At 67.4% G+C, this 21,069-nt stretch carries 20 protein-coding genes; 13 read left to right on the top strand and 7 right to left on the bottom strand.

The window, feature by feature from the left end; translation table 11 throughout:
• The first annotated feature begins 2 nt into the window (after positions 1-2).
• The 3 genes from ACYVKA_RS02275 to ACYVKA_RS02265 all read left to right on the top strand — a co-directional run bounded on the left by ACYVKA_RS02275 (position 3) and on the right by ACYVKA_RS02265 (position 5,078).
• Positions 3-1,007, top strand: coding sequence for an ABC transporter permease (locus tag ACYVKA_RS02275; RefSeq protein WP_394277698.1), 1,005 nt, complete (start codon positions 3-5; stop codon positions 1,005-1,007).
• The gene (locus ACYVKA_RS02270; protein ID WP_460702656.1) at positions 1,004-3,139 is read left to right on the top strand and encodes an ABC transporter ATP-binding protein; all 2,136 of its coding nucleotides are present in this window, start codon (positions 1,004-1,006) and stop codon (positions 3,137-3,139) included. Before ACYVKA_RS02275 ends, ACYVKA_RS02270 begins: the two co-directional genes overlap by 4 nt.
• Before the next feature lie 232 nt (positions 3,140-3,371).
• Positions 3,372-5,078: an ABC transporter family substrate-binding protein gene (locus ACYVKA_RS02265; RefSeq protein ID WP_460702654.1), complete on the top strand. Its 1,707-nt coding sequence runs from the start codon at positions 3,372-3,374 to the stop codon at positions 5,076-5,078.
• Between the two features lie 72 nt (positions 5,079-5,150).
• Here the strand turns inward: ACYVKA_RS02265 and ACYVKA_RS02260 are convergent, their stop codons facing one another.
• The 6 genes from ACYVKA_RS02260 to ACYVKA_RS02235 form a co-directional block, all read right to left on the bottom strand.
• Positions 5,151-5,765, bottom strand: coding sequence for a hypothetical protein (locus tag ACYVKA_RS02260; protein ID WP_460702652.1), 615 nt, complete (start codon positions 5,763-5,765; stop codon positions 5,151-5,153).
• A 41-nt stretch (positions 5,766-5,806) separates the two neighbouring features.
• Positions 5,807-6,832, bottom strand: a complete 1,026-nt coding sequence (locus ACYVKA_RS02255; protein WP_460702650.1) for an ABC transporter ATP-binding protein — start codon at positions 6,830-6,832, stop codon at positions 5,807-5,809.
• Positions 6,825-7,862 carry an ABC transporter ATP-binding protein gene (locus tag ACYVKA_RS02250; protein WP_460702648.1) on the bottom strand — a complete coding sequence of 346 codons (1,038 nt, stop codon included), beginning with the start codon at positions 7,860-7,862 and terminating at the stop codon, positions 6,825-6,827. The genes ACYVKA_RS02255 and ACYVKA_RS02250 overlap by 8 nt, the downstream gene beginning before the upstream one ends.
• 3 nt (positions 7,863-7,865) lie before the next feature.
• On the bottom strand, positions 7,866-8,846 hold the full coding sequence (locus tag ACYVKA_RS02245; protein WP_460702646.1) for an ABC transporter permease: 981 nt from the start codon (positions 8,844-8,846) through the stop codon (positions 7,866-7,868).
• A complete protein-coding gene (locus tag ACYVKA_RS02240) occupies positions 8,839-9,768 on the bottom strand; it encodes an ABC transporter permease (protein WP_460702644.1) in 930 nt (309 codons plus the stop codon). The genes ACYVKA_RS02245 and ACYVKA_RS02240 overlap by 8 nt, the downstream gene beginning before the upstream one ends.
• Before the next feature lie 81 nt (positions 9,769-9,849).
• The gene (locus ACYVKA_RS02235) at positions 9,850-11,490 is read right to left on the bottom strand and encodes a peptide ABC transporter substrate-binding protein (RefSeq protein WP_460702642.1); all 1,641 of its coding nucleotides are present in this window, start codon (positions 11,488-11,490) and stop codon (positions 9,850-9,852) included.
• Positions 11,491-11,835: 345 nt separating this feature from the next.
• Between ACYVKA_RS02235 and secY the strand changes: the two genes are divergently transcribed.
• From secY to ACYVKA_RS02205, 6 genes are all read left to right on the top strand, one after another.
• The gene (secY, locus tag ACYVKA_RS02230; RefSeq protein WP_394277048.1) at positions 11,836-13,158 is read left to right on the top strand and encodes a preprotein translocase subunit SecY; all 1,323 of its coding nucleotides are present in this window, start codon (positions 11,836-11,838) and stop codon (positions 13,156-13,158) included.
• Entirely contained in the window at positions 13,155-13,730 is a 576-nt protein-coding gene (locus tag ACYVKA_RS02225; protein ID WP_394277049.1) for an adenylate kinase, read from the top strand. The genes secY and ACYVKA_RS02225 overlap by 4 nt, the downstream gene beginning before the upstream one ends.
• On the top strand, positions 13,730-14,569 hold the full coding sequence (map, locus tag ACYVKA_RS02220) for a type I methionyl aminopeptidase (protein WP_394277050.1): 840 nt from the start codon (positions 13,730-13,732) through the stop codon (positions 14,567-14,569). Before ACYVKA_RS02225 ends, map begins: the two co-directional genes overlap by 1 nt.
• A gap of 100 nt (positions 14,570-14,669) precedes the next feature.
• Positions 14,670-16,376: a formate--tetrahydrofolate ligase gene (locus ACYVKA_RS02215; RefSeq protein WP_460702640.1), complete on the top strand. Its 1,707-nt coding sequence runs from the start codon at positions 14,670-14,672 to the stop codon at positions 16,374-16,376.
• 76 nt (positions 16,377-16,452) lie between these two features.
• Positions 16,453-18,555 carry a prolyl oligopeptidase family serine peptidase gene (locus ACYVKA_RS02210; protein ID WP_460702638.1) on the top strand — a complete coding sequence of 701 codons (2,103 nt, stop codon included), beginning with the start codon at positions 16,453-16,455 and terminating at the stop codon, positions 18,553-18,555.
• Between the two features lie 9 nt (positions 18,556-18,564).
• Positions 18,565-18,942 carry a DUF1707 SHOCT-like domain-containing protein gene (locus tag ACYVKA_RS02205; protein ID WP_460702636.1) on the top strand — a complete coding sequence of 126 codons (378 nt, stop codon included), beginning with the start codon at positions 18,565-18,567 and terminating at the stop codon, positions 18,940-18,942.
• Between the two features lie 33 nt (positions 18,943-18,975).
• On the opposite strand, the gene ACYVKA_RS02200 is transcribed toward ACYVKA_RS02205, so the two are convergent.
• Positions 18,976-19,266 (bottom strand): YciI family protein, encoded by a 291-nt coding sequence (locus ACYVKA_RS02200; RefSeq protein WP_460702634.1) that lies wholly within the window; start codon positions 19,264-19,266, stop codon positions 18,976-18,978.
• Positions 19,267-19,454: 188 nt separating this feature from the next.
• Between ACYVKA_RS02200 and infA the strand changes: the two genes are divergently transcribed.
• The 4 genes from infA (at position 19,455) to rpsK (ending at position 21,040) form a co-directional block, all read left to right on the top strand.
• Positions 19,455-19,676 carry a translation initiation factor IF-1 gene (gene infA, locus ACYVKA_RS02195; protein ID WP_094763903.1) on the top strand — a complete coding sequence of 74 codons (222 nt, stop codon included), beginning with the start codon at positions 19,455-19,457 and terminating at the stop codon, positions 19,674-19,676.
• Positions 19,677-19,774: 98 nt separating this feature from the next.
• Positions 19,775-19,888 (top strand): 50S ribosomal protein L36, encoded by a 114-nt coding sequence (gene rpmJ, locus ACYVKA_RS02190; protein ID WP_002514836.1) that lies wholly within the window; start codon positions 19,775-19,777, stop codon positions 19,886-19,888.
• Positions 19,889-20,210: 322 nt separating this feature from the next.
• A complete protein-coding gene (gene rpsM / locus ACYVKA_RS02185; RefSeq protein ID WP_394277058.1) occupies positions 20,211-20,585 on the top strand; it encodes a 30S ribosomal protein S13 in 375 nt (124 codons plus the stop codon).
• Between the two features lie 47 nt (positions 20,586-20,632).
• Positions 20,633-21,040 carry a 30S ribosomal protein S11 gene (rpsK, locus tag ACYVKA_RS02180; RefSeq protein ID WP_394277059.1) on the top strand — a complete coding sequence of 136 codons (408 nt, stop codon included), beginning with the start codon at positions 20,633-20,635 and terminating at the stop codon, positions 21,038-21,040.
• Positions 21,041-21,069: the final 29 nt, after the last annotated feature.

The raw sequence follows: 21,069 nt of genomic DNA, 5'->3' as shown, positions 1-21,069 counted from the left end.
ACATGACGAACATGGAACCGGAAGTCGGCCCCAAGTCCGAGGTGGATGCCACCGCCAAGACGGCCCAGCTGCTGGGCGATGTCGAGAAGCACGAGATGCGCAAGCCCGACGACGAGCAGCCGGTGCTCGACAAGGGCGAGAAGCAGATGTCGCGCGGCCGACTCATCATGAAGCGCTTCTGGCGCCCGTTGAGTGCCAAGCTCGGCGTCATCGGGCTGGGCTTCATCCTGCTCCTGGCCCTGGTCGGGCCCCACATCGGCCAGTGGAAGTACGACGACGTCGACAGCGACTGGTTCCTGTCACCTCCGTCGAACCTGCACTGGTTCGGCACCACCCAGGGCGGACGCGATGTCTTCGCGATGAGCATGGAGGGCCTGCGCAAGTCACTGATGATCGGCTTCAGCGTCGCCATCCTGCAGGTGATCATCGCCTCGCTCGTGGGGGCCTCGGCCGCCTACTTCGGCAAGCGTGTGGAGAAGACCATCCTGTGGATCATCGACCTGATGCTGGTGATCCCCTCCTTCCTGCTGATTGCCATCCTGAGCCAGACCCTCGGCGGCCGCCAGGGTGCGACCTGGGTCTTCATCCTGATGCTGGTGGCCTTCAGCTGGATGCTGAGCGCCCGTGTGGTGCGCGCGATGACGCTGAGTGTGGTGAACCTGGACTATGTCAACGCGGCCAGGTTCATGAACGTCCCCTCCTGGGTGATCATCACCAAGCACGTCATCCCGAACATCTCCTCCTACCTGATCATCGATGGCACCCTCGCGGTGGCCTACGCGATCATCAGCGAGACGGCGCTCAGCTACTTCGGCTTCGGCGTCCAGCCCCCCGACACCTCGCTCGGCACCCTGCTGGCCGAGGGCAACCAGACGGCCACCACCTTCCCGTGGGTCTTCCTGGCGCCCGCAGCCCTGCTGGTGCTCACCCTGGTGTCGGTCAACTTCATCGGTGACGCCCTGCGCGACGCCATCGATCCGTCCTCGAAGTCCGGAGGCAAGGCATGAGCCACCCCGCACCCACCACGAATCCCTCGGCCACCCAGGTGGGAGGGCACGACCTGCCCACCGCCCAGGCTGGGGTCCCGGTCCTCAAGGTCAGCGACCTGAACGTCCGCTTCCCCTCCGAGGACGGCATCGTGCATGCCGTGCGCGGGGTCAACCTGTCGGTCAACAGCGGCGAGGTGCTCGGCATCGTCGGTGAGTCCGGTTCCGGCAAGTCCGTGACCTCCATGGCGGTCATGGGCCTGCTCGACGAGAACGCCCGCATCGACGGTTCGGTCCAGCTGCACGGCACCGAGCTGGTCGGCCGTGACGACAACTGGATGAGCAACATCCGCGGCCGCAAGGTGGCGATGGTCTTCCAGGACCCGCTGTCGGCGCTGACCCCCGTCTACACGATCGGGGACCAGATCGTCGAGGCACTGCAGATCCACAACAAGATGTCGGACGCCGACGCCCACGCCAGGGCGCTGGAGCTGCTCGGCATGGTCGGCATCCCCAATCCGGAGGTGCGCGCCAAGGCCTTCCCGCACGAGTTCTCCGGCGGCATGCGCCAGCGCGTGGTCATCGCCATGGCGATCGCCAACAATCCTGACCTGATCATCGCCGACGAGCCCACCACTGCCCTCGACGTGACCATCCAGGCCCAGGTGATCGACCTGCTGAAGGTGGCCCAGCGCGAGACGGGCGCCGCGGTCGTCATGATCACCCACGACCTGGGCGTCGTGGCGGGCATGGCCGACAAGGTGGCCGTGATGTATGCCGGGCGGATCGTCGAGGCCGGCACGGTGGACGAGATCTTCTACCGATCCCGCCACCCGTACACGATCGGCCTGCTGGGTTCGCTTCCGCGTCCGGACCAGAGCCGCGACGAGATGCTCACCCCGGTGGATGGGAACCCGCCGTCGCTGCTGAACCTGCCGCAGGGCTGCCCCTTCGCGCCCCGTTGCCCGATGGAGACCGAGCGCTGCCGGGTGCAGGAGCCGGCCTTGGCGAGCACCGACGAGCCGGCACACCTGGCGGCCTGCGTGCGGACCCACGAGATCGCCGAGCAGGACCTGCACTATGCCGAAATCTACCCAATTCCGAAGAAGCGGGCCCACTCCCTGCTGGAGATCCCGCGCGAGGAACGCGAGGAGGTCCTGCGGGTCGAAGGGCTGGTCAAGACCTTCCCGTTGACCAAGGGTGCGGTCTTCAAGCGCCAGGTGGGCACGGTGCACGCGGTCGATGCCATCGATCTGGACATCCGAGCCGGTGAGACCCTGGGGCTGGTGGGGGAGTCAGGCTGCGGCAAGACCACCACCATCATGAGCATCCTGGGCCTCAAGGCGCCCGAGCAGGGCAAGGTGGTGGTACTGGGCAAGGACGTCGCCGAGCTCAACGGTGCCGGACGCAAGCTGGTTCGCGAGGACCTGCAGGTGGTCTTCCAGGACCCGATGGCCTCGCTCGACCCGCGCATGCCGATCTTCGACATCCTGGCCGAGCCGCTGAAGTACAACGGCTACCCGAAGGACAAGATCCAGGCCCGGGTGCGGGAGCTGATGTCGCTGGTGGGGCTGGAACCGGCACACGCCAACCGCTACCCGCGCAACTTCTCCGGTGGTCAGCGCCAACGCATCTGCATCGCCCGCGCCCTGGCGCTGGAGCCCAAGCTGCTGGTGCTCGACGAGCCCGTCAGCGCCCTGGACGTGTCCATCCAGGCGGGTGTGCTGAACCTGCTCGAGCAGTTGCGCTCCGAGCTGGGCCTGAGCTACCTGTTCGTCGCCCACGACCTGTCGGTGGTGCGCCACATCGCCACCCGCGTCGCGGTGATGTACCTGGGGCACATCGTGGAGATCGGCGATGTCGACGACGTCTTCGACGCCCCGCAGCACCCCTACACCGCGGCCCTGCTGTCGGCGATCCCGGTGCCCGATCCGGCCAAGGAGCGCCAGCGTGACCGGATCGTGCTGAAGGGGGACCTGCCCAGCCCGGCCAACCCGCCCGCGGGCTGCCCCTTCCACACCCGATGCCCGCGCTACCAGACGCTGGATGCCGCGAACCAGAACCGGTGCAGCCAGGAGCGGCCGGCGCTGCTGGTGCAGGGCGCAGACCAGGAAGTGGCCTGCCACTTCCCGAAGGCCCTGCAGGTCTTCTGAGTGCCGCCGGAGCCCGTAGCCGGACGTGAGCGAAGGCCGGTGCGGGATCACATGATGTGATCCCGCACCGGCCCCTCGTCGTCCTTGCACAGACCTCCCGCCCGTCACGGTGAGATAACGATGTGGTATCGGCGGTGAGACAGCCATTCCCGACCACTGGAAATTGGCATAGCTTTCGAGCAACCGGATGTCCCCACCGTGGTTGGACATCGATGAACCCTCGGAGGTCACTGTGCGCAAGTCCGCATCGGCGGTTGCCGTCCTCGCCGTGGGAGCCCTCGCCCTCTCGGCCTGCGGCGCCCCCAAGTCCAGCTCCGGCACTGAGTCCGGCAACGGCTCCGGCCCCACGCTGTCGGATCTGAACATCAAGCCGCGTTCCGAGCTCAAGGAGGGTGGCTCGGTCCGCTTCTCCGTGAGCCAGCTGCCCACCAACTGGAACTACCACGTGGTGACCGGCACCTCCGTGGACCAGGACCGCATCATGCAGTTCACGATGCCGCGCAACTGGATCTACGCCGAGGATGCGTCCTTCAAGGAGAACCCGGACTACATCGAGAGCTACGAGGTCACCGAGCCCAAGGACGGCAAGGGCCAGGTGGTCACCCTCCACCTGAACCCGAAGGCCAAGTGGAACTCCGGCCGTACCATCGACTGGACCGACTACGAGGCGACCTGGAAGGCCTGCAACGGCACCAACAAGGCCTTCGACGTCAGCTCCACCGACGGCTTCAACGAGATCGTCAGCGTCACCCAGGGCGAGAAGCCCACCGACGTGGTGGTCACCTTCAAGGCGGCCTACCCGGACTGGTCGAGCGCGCTCAGCGATGTCTGGCCCAAGGAGGGCATGAGCGACCCCGAGGTCTTCAACAAGGGCTGGAGCACCTTCAAGCCCGAGTGGCACACCGGCCCCTTCACCTTCGACAAGATCGACACCTCGCAGAAGGTGCTGCACCTCAAGCGCAATGACAAGTGGTGGGGCGACAAGGCCCTGCTCGACAAGGTGAGCTTCCGCCAGCTGGAAACCCCGGCCGATGTCAATGCCTTCGCCAACAACGAGATCGACGTCGTCGACGCCATGATCAACTCCACGGCCGTCAACACCGCCAAGAAGCGTTCTGATGCCGAGATCCGCTCCGCCGGCTCCCGTCAGTGGCGCCACTTCACCTTCAACTCCAAGGCCGGTGCCCTGGCCGACCTGAACGTGCGCCAGGCCATTGCCAAGGCCGTCAACCGTGAGGCCATCGCCAAGTCCGACCTGGTCGGCCTGCCGATCAACCCCACTGAGCTGATGCTCGGCAACCACTTCTACCTGCCGGGCCAGGAGGGTTACAAGGACAACTCCGCGGACTTCGCCTACGACCCCGAGGCCGCCAAGAAGCAGCTCGAGGAGGCGGGCTGGAAGCTCCCCGAGGGCAAGACGATCCGCGAGAAGGACGGCAAGCCGCTCAGCATCAAGTACACGATGCTCACCGGTGTCCCCACCAGCGAGAACGAGGGCAAGCTGCTGCAGAAGGACCTCGCGGCGGTCGGCATCGAGGTCAAGATGGTCAACACCGCGCCCGATGACTACCAGAAGGTGCTGCAGGCACGCTCCTTCGACGTGATCGCCTTCACCTGGCAGGGCACCAACTACCCGGTGGCCAATGTCCGCCAGATCTACGGCGCGAAGGTGGAGGGCTCGAAGGAGCCCTCGGGCTCGAACTACGCCCAGCTGATCAATCCCGAGATCGAGAAGCTGATCCCGCAGATCGCCCGTGAGACCGACAAGACCAAGCGTGCGGAACTGGGCAACCAGGCCGACAAGCTGATCTGGGACGAGGTGCACACGCTGCCGATCTACCGCCGGATCGACTACACCGCGACCCCGAAGAACCTCGCCAACTACGGCTCGGCCACCTTCCAGACGGTCGACGCCGAGGACATCGGCTACACCAAGTGAGCTGACAGGCTCCACGCGCACGAGGCCCCGCCTGGCATCAGGCGGGGCCTCGTGCGGTCTGCGGCGCGGCGGTCACAGGGTCGTGACGGCGCACAGGACGGCCAGCGCGACCAGCACACCGAGGCGTCCCCAGTGCAGGGTGCGCTGCACGCTGGCTCCCGCATCATCCTGGCGCGGGGAGCGCAGCGGCAGCTCCTGGCGGATCAGCTCTGCAGCGGCACCAGCCCCGAGGCTCAGGTGCACGGCGGGGCTGTCGGGCGAGCGGGATCCGAGTTCGGGGGCGTTCTCGAGGGAGAGGCCGCCCATCACGGTCGTGTGTCCGTCGAAGGACGTGGAGACCATGGAGTGGCCGGCCTTGGAGGGCACCGCCCAGGCGCGCACCTCACGCCCCGCGGCCTCCACCACCAGTCCCCATTCGGCACGGGCGCCGGTGACCTGGGGCCACGGCAGGGTGGTGCGGGTCAGTGGGTTGTCCACGACCAGCCGGTCGGCGAACAGCCGGACGCTGGACAGTCCCCACAACAGCCAGCAGGCCATTGACACGACCCCCAACCAGGCACCCGAGCGCAGCATCTGCCCGGCGCCGCCAGTGATGCCCTCCACCACGAGCAGGGCGACGGCGAGCACGGAGACGGCGATGGCACCCCAGCGGGACCGGCTGGGGCGCAGGACGATGGCGGGGCGCATGGGGACATTCTTCCCCATGCGCCCCACCCGTGGTTCGAGCGTCAGTCGGCTGCCAGCACCTGCCGCACCTCGGCGTGGTGGCAGGCGCTGGCGTGGGTGTCCACACCGTCCGGACGCGCCTCCAGCAACGGCTCCTGCTGGGAGCAGAGCTCGGTCGCCTTCCAGCAGCGGGTGTGGAAACGGCAGCCCGACGGCGGGTTGGCGGGGCTCGGGACGTCACCGGTCAACACGATCTGGTCGCGTTGGCCGCGCAACTGGGGATCGGGCAGCGGCACCGCAGACAGCAGGGCCTGCGTGTAGGGATGGGTGGGGCGTTCGTAGATCTGTTCCTCGTCGCCCACCTCGACCATCCGGCCGAGATACATGACGCCCACCCGGTCGGAGATGTGGCGCACCACGGCCAGGTCGTGCGCGATGAAGACATAGGCCAGGCCCAGCTCATTCTGGAGCCGTTCGAGCAGGTTGACCACCTGGGCCTGCACCGAGACGTCCAGCGCGCTGACCGGCTCGTCACAGACCAGCACCTTCGGATTGAGGGCGATGCCGCGGGCAATCCCGATTCGCTGCCGCTGCCCGCCCGAGAACTGGTGCGGGTAGCGGTTGATGTGCTCCGGGTTGAGCCCCACCAGCTCCAGCAGCTCCTGGACGCGGGCCCGCCGCTTGGCCTTGGGCAGCACGTCGGGGTGGATGGCAAAGGGCTCGGCCACGATGTCACCGACGGTCATGCGGGGGTTCAACGACGTGTACGGGTCCTGGAAGACGATCTGCACGTCGCGTCGCAGCCGCCGCATGGCAGCACCCGACTTGTCGTGCACGCTCTCACCCTGGAAGTGCAGGGTGCCCTCGGTGGGCTCCTCCAGGCGCATCAGCAGCCGCCCCAGGGTCGACTTGCCGCAGCCGGACTCGCCGACGATGCCAAGCGTCTCGCCCGGGTACAGGTCCAGGTCCACGCCGTCGACCGCCTTGACGTGGCCCACGGTGCGTCGGATCACCCCGCCCTTGATCGGGTAGTGCTTCTTGAGGCCCCTGGCGCTGAGGATCGGGGTGCCGGGGATCGTCTCAGCCATGGAAGACCTCCAGTACGTGGTGGCAGGCGCTGGTGCGCCCAGGGGTGGCGGCCTGATCGGGCACCGGCAGCAGGGCCGGGGGAGCCCCGGTCCGGCAGACCTCCGTGGCCCGGGGGCAGCGGGGATGGAAGGCGCACCCGTCGGGCATCGCCAGCAGGTTGGGCGGCAGCCCGCCGATGGCCTGCAGGGTCTGGCCCTTCTGGTCGAGGCGGGGGATCGAGTCGATCAGGCCCCGGGTGTAGGGGTGCGCCGGCCGGGAGTAGATGTCGTGCACGTCGGCCTGCTCCACCATGCGACCCGCGTACATCACGTTGATCCGGTCCGCGACGTCGGCGACCACCCCGAGGTCGTGCGTGATCAGGATCAGGCCCATGCCGCTGTCGCGCTGCAGGTCCTTGAGCAGGTCCATGATCTGGGCCTGGACGGTGACGTCAAGCGCCGTGGTGGGCTCGTCGGCGATCAGCACCTTCGGGTCGAGCGCGATGGCCATCGCAATCATGATGCGCTGGCGCATGCCGCCCGAGAACTGGTGCGGGTAGGCGTCGACGCGCTCCCGGGCGGCGGGGATGTGCACCCGGTCCATCAACTCGATGGCGCGCTTCTTCGCCTCACCGCGACCGAGGCCGCGGTGGATGCGGAACATCTCGGCGATCTGCCAGCCCACCGGGAAGACCGGATTCAGCGAGCTGAGGGCGTCCTGGAAGATCATCGCGATCTCGGCCCCGCGCACCTTCTGCCGCTTCTTCTGCGGCAGGGTGAGCAGGTCGGTGCCCCGGTAGAGCACCTGGCCGGACGGGATCCGCGCCGGCGGGGAGTCGAGGATTCCCATGATCGCCTGGGCCGTCACTGACTTGCCCGAGCCGGACTCGCCGAGGATCGCGAGGGTCTCGCCCTCGTCGAGGTGGAAGTCGACGCCATTGATGGCATGGGCGATGCCGCCGCGGGTGTGGAAGTCCACGTGGAGGTCACGCACCTCCAGCAGGTGCGAGCCGGCATCGGAGAGGGGAGCCTGGCTGGTTCTCGTGCTCATGGGTCACCGCAGCTTCGGGTCGAGGGCGTCCCGGATGACCTCGCCGAGCATGATGAAGGCCAGGACGGTCAGGGACAGGAAGAGTGAGGGGAAGGCCAGCATCCACGGGGCGGAGGCGATGTAGCCCAGGCCGGAGGCCTCGCTGATGGCGATGCCCCAGCTGATCACCGGCGGGCGCAGGCCGATGCCGAGGAAGCTCAGCGTGGCCTCCACCGCGATGTAGCTGCCCAGGTTGATGGTGGCCACCACCAGGACCGGTGCCAGGGCATTGGGCAGGATGTGCTGGGTGATGATCCGCCACGGGCTGGCGCCCAGGGCGCGGGCCGCCTGCACGTACTCGTTGGGCTTGACCTGCAGCACCGAGGAACGCATCAGTCGCGCGATGCTCGGCCAGCCGAGCACCACCAGCGCGGCCACCACCTTGGCGACGACCACGAGGTAGGGCGTGCTGCTGGTGCTGGGGTAGGAGTAGAGGATCACGATGCCGCCCAGCAGCAGCGGGATGGCGAAGAAGACCTCGCCGAGGCGTGAGAGCAGCGTGTCGACCCATCCGCCGGCGTAGCCGGCGATGATGCCGATCACCGAGCCGAGCAGGGTGGTGCCGAGCGTGGTGAGCAGGCCCACCAGGATCGAGGACCGGGCCCCGTGGATGGTACGCGCGTAGACGTCGCAACCCTGCAGGTCGGTGCCGAAGACGTGCCCGGCGCCGGGTGCCTGGCGTGAGATGGCCATGTCGCAGGCATAGGGATCGGTGCGGGTGAACAGCCCCGGCACCAGGGCCATCGCCACCAGCACCGCGATCAGCAGGACCGAGAACCAGAACAGGGGGCGGTGGCGCATCTCGTACCAGGCATCGCGCCACAGCGAGTTGCCGCGGTCTGTAGTGGCCTGGGCGCCGGTCTGGTCGGCGGCCGGGAGCCCGTCGGCGGCCATGGCGCCGGCGGCACCCTCAACCGTGAAGGGATTGGTGGTGGGTTCAGTCATGGGAGATCCTTGGGTCCAGGACGCCGTAGAGGATGTCCACGATCAGGTTCATCAGCAGGTAGACCAGCACGAGGCAGGTGACGGCGCCGACGACCGAGATGCCGTCGCGTTGGTTGATGGAGCGGAAGATGAAGCCGCCGATCCCGTTGATGTTGAAGATGCGCTCGGTGACGATGGCCCCGCCCATCAGGGCGCCGAAGTCGTAGCCCATGAAGGTGATCACGGGGACCAGCGAGTTGCGCAGCGCGTGCACGCTGATCGTGCGGCTGGGCGTCAGCCCCTTGGCCTTGGCGGTGCGCACGTAGTCGGCGCGCAGGTTCTCCACCAGGTTGGTACGGGTCAGGCGGGCCACATAGGCCACCGACAGTGAGCCGAGGACCAGTCCGGGCAGGATCAGCTCCTTGAGGGTCCCGGTGCTGGCAGTGACCGGGATGACGTCGTTGGCGCCGCTCTTGAGCACGGCGAACTGGGCCATGCTGCCGATGACGAAGACCGGGACCGAGATGACCACCAGGGTGGAGACGGTGACGAGGCTGTCGATGAAGCGGCCCCGGCGGATGCCGGCCAGCACACCGGCAGCGATACCCACGACGGCCTCGAAGACGAGGGCCACCAGGGCGAGCTTCAGCGTCGTCGGGTAGCGCAGGGCCAGTTCAGAGGCGACGGTGTTGTTGTAGAAGTTGGTGCCGAGGTCGCCCTGCAGCAGCTTGCCCAGGTAGAGCACGTACTGGACCAGGACCGGCTTGTCGAGGTTGTACTCGGCCTTGAAGGCGGCGATGTAGGCGGGGGTGCAGTCGCGCTCCCCGCAGCGCCCCACCCAGGGGTCACCGGGCAGGGCGAAGACGAGCAGGTAGAGCAGGAAGGTGGCGCCGATGATGACCGGCACCATCTGCACCAGCCGTCGCAGGACGTACTTGAACATGGTTCTCCTTGGACCACGGCCCGGTGGCGCCCCCGTGCAGGGGTGCCACCGGTCGAGGAGTGGGTCAGGTGGTCTGGAGGATCACTTGAGTGTGATGGCGCTCAGGTCGAGCGTCCCGAAGGGGGTCACCTTCACGTTTGTGACCTTCGAGGACCAGGCCGCCGGGGTGGACTGGCTCCACAGCGGGATGGCCGGCAGGCCGTCATTGAGCATGGCCTCGGCCTGCTGGTACTGCTGGTTGGCCTCGGCAGGGGTCTTGGCGGCGGCGGCCTTGACCAGGAGGGCGTCGAAGGCGGGGTTGTCGTACTTGCCGTCGTTCGAGGCAGCTCCCTTGGTGTAGATGGGGGTCAGGAAGTTCTCGATCGACGGGTAGTCCATCTGCCAGCCGGAGCGGAAGGCGCCCTTGAGCTCCTGGGCCTTGATCTGGGTGCGCAGGGTCTTGAAGTCGGGCGTGGTGTTCACCTGGCAGTTCATGCCGAGGTTGGTCTTGAGCTGGTTGCAGACGGCATCGGCCCACAGCTTGTGGCCGCCGTCGCCGTTCACCGAGATCTGGAAGACGCCCTTGTAGCCGCCGGCGGCGTCGTAGGTCTTCTTGGCGGCCGCCGCGTCGAAGGTGCAGGCATCGGTGCAGGCGCCGGCCTTGTAGCCGTCCACCACGGGGGCGACCCAGCTGTTGGCGGGGGTGCGGGTGCCGTTGAAGACCTTCTCGGTGATGGTCTTGCGATCAATGGCCTGTCCGATGGCCTTGCGGATCTCGGGATTCTTCAGCTGCTCGTCGACGGGGCTGAAGGTCAGCGTCTGGTTGACACCGGACTCGGCGACGACGGTGCGGTCGGCGCCGAGCTGGGCCTTCCACTGGTCCCCGACGAGCTGGTCGGAGGGGATGATGTCGGTGAAGTCGAGCTGGTCGGCCTGCACCTCGGTGAAGGCGGCGGCGGCATCGTTGTAGATGCGGTAGGTGACCTTGTCGACGTGCGCCGGGAACTTGCCGGTGTACTTGGTGTTCTTCTCCATCACGATCTCGGTGGCCGTATTGGAGGTGATGGTGAAGGGTCGGGCGCCGATGGGCATCTTGCCGAACTGGTCCGACTTGGGGTCGGAGAAGAAGGACCCGGGCTGCGGCACGAAGGCCGAGTAGCCCAGGCGCACCGGCAGGTTGGAGACGGCCTCGCCGGTGGTGATGGTGAAGGTCTGGTCGTCGACGACCTTCAGGCCGCTCATCTGCTTGGCCTTGGGCTGGGTCTTGCACTCCTCGTCGGGGCACTGGAGGTCTGCGTAGCCGGCGATGGGCTCGAAGAAGTAGCCGTTCTGCTGGCCATTGGGGGCATAGGCGGCGTAGTTCCACGCGTCCACGAAGCTCTTGGAGGTGACCGGGCTGCCGTCGCTGAAGGTGCGGCCCTTGGCGAGCTTGACGGTGAAGACCTTGTTGTCCTTGGTGTCGATGGACTGGGCGAGGTCCATCTCGGGCGCGGCGGTGTCGCTGTTGTAGCGCACGAGCTTGGCGGTGACGGCGTCGATGACGTTGCCGCCACAGACCTCGGTGGTGTTCGACCCGATCAGCGGGTTCTCGGGGGTGCAACCGCGGATGATGATGTTGCCGCCGCTCTTGGCAGCGGTGTCTCCTGATCCGCCGCCACCGCCGGAGTCGGAGCCGCCGCCGCAGGCGGTGGCCGTCACGGCCAGTGTGGCCATGGCCACGGCGAGGGTACGTGAACGTCGCATGGGGGTTCTCCTTGTTCTCGTGGGTGGCGCACAGTGCGCCACGGCTCCGCAGGCGCGGGCGTCCTTGCCGGGTGCCTGCGGAGTGAGAGAACCGGAAACCACGTGTCTCGCCGGTGGACCACGTGTTCATTCCGTGGTCCCGTGACTTGTGATCTGGTGCTGACTGGGATATAGGCGGTTGGTGCCAAGTCCTGGTCGATGGGCCATTCACCGTGGGACGGATGGACGGATTCGTGGCCGGCGCTTGATAGGCTGGCGCAGCTGCACTTCTGTTGTCTGCAGTGTGCCTCACGATGCCGACGCGTCCCCGCGTGGGAGCAGAACGAACGAAGAGAGTCAGTCTCAATGCTTTCAGCCTTTGCCAACGCGTTCAGGTCGCCGGATCTTCGCAGGAAGATCCTGTTCACGCTGTTCATCCTGGCCGTCTACCGGGCCGGGACCACCGTGCCGACGCCGAACGTGAACCTGGTGCGCATCGACCAGTGCCGTCGGCTGGCGGAGGACGGCGACCAGGCAGGCCTCTACTCGATCATCAACCTGTTCTCCGGTGGTGCGCTGCTGCAGCTGTCCATCTTCGCGCTGGGCATCATGCCGTACATCACCAGCTCGATCATCCTGCAACTGCTGACCGTGGTGATCCCCAAGCTCGAGGCACTGAAGAAGGAGGGTGCCTCGGGCCAGCAGCAGATCACCCAGTACACCCGTCGCCTCACCCTGGTGCTGGCGGTGCTGAACTCCACCGCCTTCATCACCATGGCGCGCAATGGCCAGCTCTTCCAGGGCTGTGACGGGATCATGTACGACGAGGGCATCTTCCCGATCGTCGTCATGATCCTGACGATGACCGCCGGCACCTCGATCATCATGTGGATGGGCGAGCTGATCACCGAGCGTGGCATCGGCAATGGCATGTCGATCATGATCTTCACCTCGATCGCTGCCCAGTTCCCCACTTCGCTGTGGTCGATCAAGCAGGCCCGCACTGGCGCCAATGCCTGGCTGATCTTCGGCCTGGTGCTGGCCATCGGCCTGCTGGTGATGGCCGGCATCATCTTCGTCGAGCAGGCCCAGCGACGCATCCCCGTGCAGTACGCCAAGCGCATGGTGGGGCGTCGCCTGTTCGGCGGGACCACCACCTACATCCCCCTCAAGGTGAACCAGGCGGGCGTGATCCCGGTGATCTTCGCCTCCTCGATGCTCTACCTGCCCGTGCTCTTCGCGACCTTCCAGCCCGAGAGCAAGGCCGGAAAGTGGATCAATGCCAACTTCACCGGTGCTGGTGGCGCCGGGGGAGCGCAGCCGATCTACAACGCAGTCTTCTTCCTGCTCATCATCGCCTTCACCTACTTCTACGTCGCGATCACCTTCAACCCCGTGGAGATCAGCGACAACATGAAGAAGTACGGCGGCTTCATCCCGGGTATTCGCGCGGGCAAGCCGACCGAGGACTACCTCGCCTATGTTCTGTCCCGTCTGACGGCGCCCGGTTCTCTCTACCTGGCCCTGATCTCGCTCATCCCCACGGTTGCCTTCATCGCGCTCGGAGCCCAGCAGAACTTCCCCTTCGGCGGTACCTCAATCCTGATCATCGTCGGTGTGGCCCTCGACACCGTCAAGCAGATCGAAAGCCAGCTCCAGCAACGCAACTACGAAGGATTCCTGAAGTGAGACTTCTCATCATGGGCGCCCCGGGCGCCGGCAAGGGCACCCAGGCCAAGCTGATCGCCAACCACTTCCGCATCCCGGCGGTCTCGACCGGTGCGATCTTCCGCGCCAACATCGCAGCCAAGACGCCGCTCGGCCTGCGCGTGCAGCAGCTGATCAGCGAAGGCAAGTTCGTGCCGGACGTCATCACCACCGCCGTGGTGGCCAAGCGCCTGCTGGAGAACGACGCCACCGACGGCTGGCTGCTCGACGGCTACCCCCGCACCACCGACCAGGTGGAGGCGCTGGACATCATCCTCGAGGACGCGCACCGGCACATCGACTGCGTGCTCTCACTCGAGGTCGATCCCGAGCTGCTGGTGGACCGCCTGGTCAAGCGTGCCGAGATCGAGGGCCGCGAGGACGACAATGCCGAGACCATCAGGCACCGGATGGAGGTCTACCGGACCGAGACCGAGCCGCTGATGGAGATCTACCGCGAGCGGGGATTGCTGGTGAGTGTCGACGGCCAGGGCACCGTCGACGAGGTGGCCGAGCGCATTTTCGCCGCCATCAACGAGTTCACCCAGCGTTGATGTTCTCCCGCGGCATCGAGATCAAGACCCCGGAGCAGCTGTGCCGGATGCGCACCGCCGGCCTGGTGGTGGCCCGCACCCACGAGGAGCTGGCACGCCACGCAGTGCCCGGCACCACGACCGGCGAGCTGGACCAGATCGCCCGCGAGATCCTGGCCCAGCACGGTGCCACGTCGAACTTCCTCAACTACGGCGCCGAGTGGGGCTACCCGCCCTACCCGGGCGTGGCCTGCATCTCGGTGAACGAAGTGGTGGTGCATGGCATTCCCGGCGAGCGCGTGTTGGCAGATGGTGACATCGTCAGCGTCGACTTCGGCGCGATCGTCGACGGTTGGCACGGCGACGCCGCCCGCACCTTCCTGGTGGGGCAGGTGGGCGATCGTGCCCGCCAGCTCAGCGAGGACACCCGCGAGTCCATGTGGGCCGGTATCGGTGCGGCACGCCTGGGCGGGCGCGTCGGTGACATCTCGAATGCGGTGCAACGCAGTCTGGAGTCCACGGGCCGCGGCTACGGCATTGTGCGCGAGTACACCGGTCACGGGATCGGGACCGCGATGCACCAGCCGCCGGACGTGCCGAACTTCGGCAAGGCCGGCAAGGGGCCGAAGCTGGTTGAGGGCATGGCCCTGGCCATCGAGCCGATGGTCACCCTGGGCAACGAGGACACCGCCACCCTGGACGACGAGTGGACGGTGGTGACGGTCGACGGCTCGTGGGCCTCGCACTGGGAGAACACGATCACCGTCACCAAGGACGGTCTGTGGGTTCTCACCGAGCTGGACGGCGGTGAGGTGGAGCTGACCGCGCGTGGCCTGCCCTTCGGACCGCTGGCGGACTGAGGCTGCCCGGACGGTTCGGCAGGTGGACTCGTGGAGGGGTGGGGTGCCAGGAGGCACCCCACTCCTTCCGTATTCGGGCCGGGCCCGGTTGAATGCGGGCATGAACCCCACCGCCCTGCCCAGCGACCTCGAGATCGCCCGCGCCGCCCACCTGGAACCCATCGAGAAGGTGGCACGCTCCGCCGGGATCGACGCCGAGCACCTCGTACCCCACGGCCGCCACGTGGCGAAGGTCTCGCTGAAGGCCATCGATGACCTGGCCAGCCGGCCCGACGGGAAGTACGTCGTGGTGACCGCGCTGACGCCCACGCCGCTGGGGGAGGGCAAGACCACCACTGCCGTGGGGCTCGCACAGGGCCTGGGACAGTTGGGCAAGCGGTCGATGCTGGCGCTGCGCCAGCCGTCGATGGGCCCCACCTTCGGGGTGAAGGGCGGTGCCGCGGGCGCCGGATACTCCCAGGTGGTGCCGATGGAGACGCTGAACCTGCACCTGACGGGTGACTTCCACGCCATCACGGCGGCACACGACCTGCTGGCCGCCATGGTGGACAACCACCTGCACCACGGCAACGAGCTGGGCATCGACCCGCACTCGATCAGCTGGCGACGGGTGGTGGACGTCAACGACCGGGCGCTGCGCAATGTGGTGCTGGGCCTGGGCGCCCGGCTCGACGGGGTGCCGCGCCAGAGCGGCTTCGACATCACCGCCGCCAGCGAGGTGGGGGTGTGCCTGTCGCTGGCCACCTCGCTGCACGACCTGCGCGAGCGGCTGGGACGCATCGTGGTCGGGTACACGCGCGAGGGTGCGCCGGTGACGGCCGAAGACCTGAAGGCCGCCGGGGCCATGACCGTCATCATGCGCGAGGCGATCATGCCCAACCTGATGCAGACCACCGAGAACACCCCGGTGCTGGTCCATGCAGGCCCCTTCGGCAACATCGCCACCGGCAACTCGTCGGTGATCGCCGACCAGGTCGGCATCAAGGCCTCCGACTACCTGCTCACCGAGGCCGGTTTCGGTGCCGACATGGGAGCCGAGCGCTTCTTCAACGTCAAGTGCCGCGTTTCCGGGCTGCGACCCGATGCCGCGGTGCTGGTGACGACGGTGCGGGCGCTCAAGACGCACTCCGGCCGGTTCACGGTGGTCGCGGGACAGCCGCTACCGCCACAGATGCTGCAGGACTCTCCCGAGGACGTGTTCGCCGGCGCGGACAACCTGCGCAGGCACATCGAGATCGTGCGTGGCTTCGGCGTGGCCCCGGTGGTAGCGATCAACGTCTTCCCCAGCGACCATCCCGACGAGATCGAGGCGGTCCGCGAGATGGCCGAGGCCGCCGGGGCGAGGGTCGCGGCCTCCACCCACGTCGCCGACGGCGGGGCGGGGGCGCAGGAGCTGGCCCGGGTGGTGGCGGCGGCCTGCGAGGACAAGACGGACTTCCGCTTCAGCTACGACGAGCAGGACTCGCTGGTGGACAAGGTCACGAAGGTGGCCACGGGTGTCTACGGTGCCGATGGCATCGAGCTCAGTGCCCAGGCCCGACGGGAGCTGGCGCACTTCACGGAGCTCGGCTTCGGTCACCTGCCCGTCGTGATCGCCAAGACCCACCTGTCCATCTCCCACGATCCGGCGCTGCGCGGCGCCCCGACGGGATGGATGCTGCCGGTGCGCGAGGTGCGGCTGGCCGCCGGCGCGGGCTACGTCTACGCGATCTGTGGTGAGATGCGCACCATGCCAGGCCTGGGCAGGCACCCGGCCGCGGAGTGGATCGACATCGACGAGAACGGCGACATCGTCGGGCTCTTTTGAGGAGGCTGCCCGGGGCTTGGCCCGCCACCACTCCAAGGGGGTGGCCGGTGCCGCGTCGAGCTGCTTGGGTGGAAGCATGACCCCCACACCCCAGACCCGTGCCGACGACCTGACCGAGACCCTGCACGGACACCAGGTGGCCGACCCCTACCGGTGGCTGGAGGGCCCTGACCAGAAGGCCGTCGACGACTGGGTTGCCGAGCAGCGAGGCCACGCCGACAAGGTGCTGGGCGGCCTGCCCATGCGCGAGTGGTTCACCGAGGTGATGCGCCGCATCGTCGAGCGACCCCGGATCGGAACCCCCTGGAGGCAGGGTGGGCTCTACCTCCAGGAGCGGCGACTGGTCGGACAGAAGCAGTCGGTGGTCCACGTCGCCGACAGCCTCGAGGAGCTGCTGACCGGGGGACGGGTGCTGGCAGATCCCAACCAGTGGGACGAGTCGGGAACCACTTCGGTCTCCTTCGTGTGCGTCAATCCGCAGGGCAGTCTGGTGGCGCTGGGCCGCAGCGAGGCCGGCTCTGACTGGACCCATGTCAGCATCGTCGACGGTGACGGGGCGGTGGTGGAGGCCGATGCCGTCACCACCCGTTTCGCCGATGTCGTGTGGCTCCCCGACGGCCAGTCCTTCGTGCACCAGGCCTATCCGGGTGCCGCGGGAACCGACGGCACCAGCACCGCGCAGGCGACCGCCGCGCACCTGCGGGTGCACCGCGTCGGCACCTCCGTTGACGAGGACCTGGACTTCTTCGACTTCGAGCAGGACCCCCGTCAGCTGTGCTGGTTGGAGCTCAGCGACGACGACCAGTGGCTGGTGGCCCACGTCTCACGGGGGACCGAGCGCACCAACCAGCTGTGGCTCTTCCACGTCCACGGCGAGACCGACCCCGACGGCACCACCCGCAGCACGGTGGGGCAGCGGGTCCGGGTGGTCGAGCACGACGAGCAGGTGTGGCACTACCTCGGATCGGCCCACGGCGAGATCTACCTGCTCACCGACGACGACGCGCCCAACTCGCGCATCGTCGCCCTCGACGAGCAGGACTGGGAGCTGCGCGAAGTGGTGGGTGAACGGCAGTGGCCGTTGCGCCACGCGGTGCTCGCCCATGACGCCCTGGTCTGCTTGCACCTGGAGGATGCCCAGCCGGTGGTGCGCCGGCACGACCTGTACGGGGCGCAGAAGCAGGTGGTGGAGCTGCAGGCAGGGGCGGTCACCGCGCTGAATGCCACTGCCGACAGCGAAGAGGTCTTCCTGGGTGCCAGCACCATCGACGACCCGCAGGCCTCCTGGTGCCTGGACTGCGGCACCGGCGAGCTGCGCGAGCTGGAGGTGGCAGGCATCGACAAGGAGGCCTTCACCGTCGGTCACGGCGTCGAACGCCACCAGGCGACCAGCGCGGACGGCACCGAGGTGCCCTTCTTCCTGGTGCGTCCGCAGGGGGCGCCTGCCGGCCCGCTGCCGATGATCGTCTACGGCTACGGCGGTTTCGACGTCGAGGTGCTGGCCGACCACCGGCCGATCTGGCCAGCCTGGCTGGCAGCCGGGGGCGGCATCGCGATCGCGAACCTGCGCGGTGGCGGCGAGTTCGGGCGCGAGTGGTACGAGGGTGGCATCAGGGAGAACAAGCAGAAGGTCTTCGACGACATGATCGCGGTGGCCGAGACCCTCATCGCCGAGGGGCACACCACGGCGCAGCAGCTGGCCGTGTACGGCAAGAGCAACGGGGGACTACTGGTGGGTGCGGTGATGACCCAGCGTCCGGAGCTCTTCGCCGCCGCCCTGCTGCACGTCGGGGTGCTGGATGCCGTGCGCTTCCACCGCTTCACCATCGGCCATGCCTGGACCAGCGACTACGGCGACCCCGAGGTCGAGGCGGACCTCGGACGGATCCTTGAATGGTCGCCGCTGCACAATGTCCGTTCCGGGGTGACCTACCCGGCCACCCTGGTGATGACCAGCGACCACGACGACCGCGTGGTTCCGGCGCACTCCTACAAGTTCGCGGCGGCCGTGCAGGCGGCGCAGGCGGGTCCGGCGCCCGTGGTCTGCCGGATCGACGAGGCGACCGGGCATGGCCTGGCCAATCGCAGCCCGGAGGCGCTGGTGGCCGAGTCCGCCGACATGCTGGCCTTCGCCGCGCAGGCCACCGGCCTGGACAACCCGCCGCGCTCCCGCGGCTAGGCTGGAGTGGTGAGCAACCTGCCGATCTCGTCCAAGTACCGCAGCACGCCCGAGGCGGCCGTCGACGAGGTGGAGCGCGAAGATGTCGCGGCCCGCCTCAATGACGCCTTCACCCGCGGTGACGTCTCCAGTGACGACTACCGGGCGCTGCTGGACCAGGTTTATGCTGCCGGCACCCTCGGGGAGCTGGCTCTGGTGGTCGAGAAGCTGCCCGCAATGCAGACCCACCGCCAGCCGGACCTCGTGCGGCAGGACTCGCACGCGGCACCGGGCCAGCTGCGGCCGGCCGGGATGGACCGGCGCATGATGCGGATGGTGACGCTGGCGATGGCCTCCTCGGGCCTGCTGGTGCTGGCGCTTCTGGTGCTGGCCGTGGTCTTCGACTGACCACCCGCCCAGCGCCAGCACCCGTCGCGAGGCTCAGGAGCCGGCGAGGATTCCGATGACGGGATTCCACTCGGTCACGTCGGCACGCGCCACCTGGCCGAGCTTCTGGAAGGGGTCGTCGGCCAGGAGTCGACGAACCTCGTCCTCGTCGGTGGCCTTGAAGACCAGCAGCGCTGTGGCGGGGCTGGTGCCCAGCAGCGGGCCGGATGCGACGAGCGAGCCGGCTTCGGCGAGCTGCCCCAGGTAGGCGCGATGCTCGGGACGATGCTCGTCCTGCAGTGCCTTGTCGTCGGTGTAGGTGTAGATGACTGCGTAGTGGGCCATGTCGCGAGCCTAGCGAGGGGGCCGGGCCGCCGGAAGAGGAAGGGTGGCGCGCTGGACCGCCGCCGCGGGCTGGTGATTTGGCCCGTGCTGGCTGCTGGCGTAAGCTTTGTTGTCGGTCACCTGTGCCCAGGCGATCGAACGTGTCCTCGTCCAGACGGCCGAGGTCCAGTCGAACAGATTGAGAGTCAATGGCCAAGAAAGAGGGAGCCCTCGAACTCGAGGGAACGGTGGTCGAGTCGCTGCCGAACGCGATGTTCCGCGTGGAGCTGGTGAACGGTCACAAGGTGCTCGCCACGATCAGTGGCAAGATGCGTCAGCACTACATCCGCATCCTGCCGTCCGACCGCGTGGTCGTCGAGCTGTCCCCCTATGACCTGACACGCGGACGTATCGTCTACCGCCACAAGTGATCCACCGGGCGATCAATCGCCCAGCAGACACATCCACCACAGAACCGGGGAGCACTGTGCCCAGTGCCGCCGGTTCGCTGATCGAAAGAGACTCTCGAATGAAGGTTCAGCCGAGCGTCAAGAAGATCTGCGACAAGTGCAAGGTGATTCGCCGGCACGGTCGCGTGATGGTGATCTGCGACAACCCGCGCCACAAGCAGCGCCAGGGCTGACCAGCCAGGCTTTGCGGCTCCTCCGACAGGTGGGGCCATGGGCGGTGACTCGCAGAACATCGCAGGTGTTCCGGTCACCCATCGCCGCCAGGCGATGAGGCACCTGCCAGACAACTCCACAACGTGAACGCAAGGCCGGAGATGAATACCGGTCACACCCCTGGACGAAGGCCAGGGCCCCGTCGGTGGCACGAGCCACCAGAAGGCAACGGGGACGCGTCACGCCACACACCTTCGTGGCCCACGACCACACTCCACCACCCGTTGGAAACGGGGGAGTCCCCCTGACGGGGAAGGGCCAGAAATGAAAGGTAACCGCCTGATGGCACGCCTCATTGGTGTCGACCTCCCGCGCGAGAAGCGTCTCGAGGTCGCACTCACCTACATCTTCGGCATCGGCAAGACCCGTGCCGCCGAGACCCTGGAAGCCACTGGCATCAGTGGCGACCTTCGTGTCCACACCCTGACCGACGACCAGCTGGTGGCCCTGCGCGACCACATCGAGGCCAACTACCAGACCGAGGGTGACCTCCGTCGCGAGGTGGCCGCCGACATCCGTCGCAAGATCGAGATCGGCACCTACCAGGGCCGTCGTCACCGCTCCGGCCTGCCGGTGCGCGGTCAGCGCACCCGCACCAATGCCCGCACCCGCAAGGGCAAGAAGAAGGCCGTCGCCGGCAAGAAGAAGGCGCGCTGACCCCCGGGTTGGTGCAGACACGACAGATTCCAGGAGAGAACTGACCCATGGCTACTGCAGGCCGTAAGGGCGCCGCCAAGACCAAGGTGCGCCGCAAGGAAAAGAAGAATGTGGTTGCCGGACAGGCCCACATCAAGAGCACGTTCAACAACACGATCATCGCCATCACCGATCCCACCGGTGCTGTGATCTCGTGGGCCTCCGCCGGCACCGTCGGCTTCAAGGGCTCGCGCAAGTCGACCCCCTTCGCCGCCCAGATGGCCGCCGAGTCGGCCGGTCGTCGTGCGATGGACCACGGCATGAAGCGCGTGGACGTCTTCGTCAAGGGACCCGGCTCCGGCCGTGAGACCGCCATCCGTTCGCTGGGAGCCGTCGGGCTCGAGGTCGGCGCCATCGCCGACGTCACCCCCGTGCCCCACAACGGATGCCGTCCGCCCAAGCGCCGTCGCGTCTGATCCCGAGAACACAGAAAAGGACTGATCAA

It is taken from the genome of Luteococcus sediminum, assembly GCF_054783495.1.
This window is presented reverse-complemented; position numbering and strand designations above follow the sequence as displayed.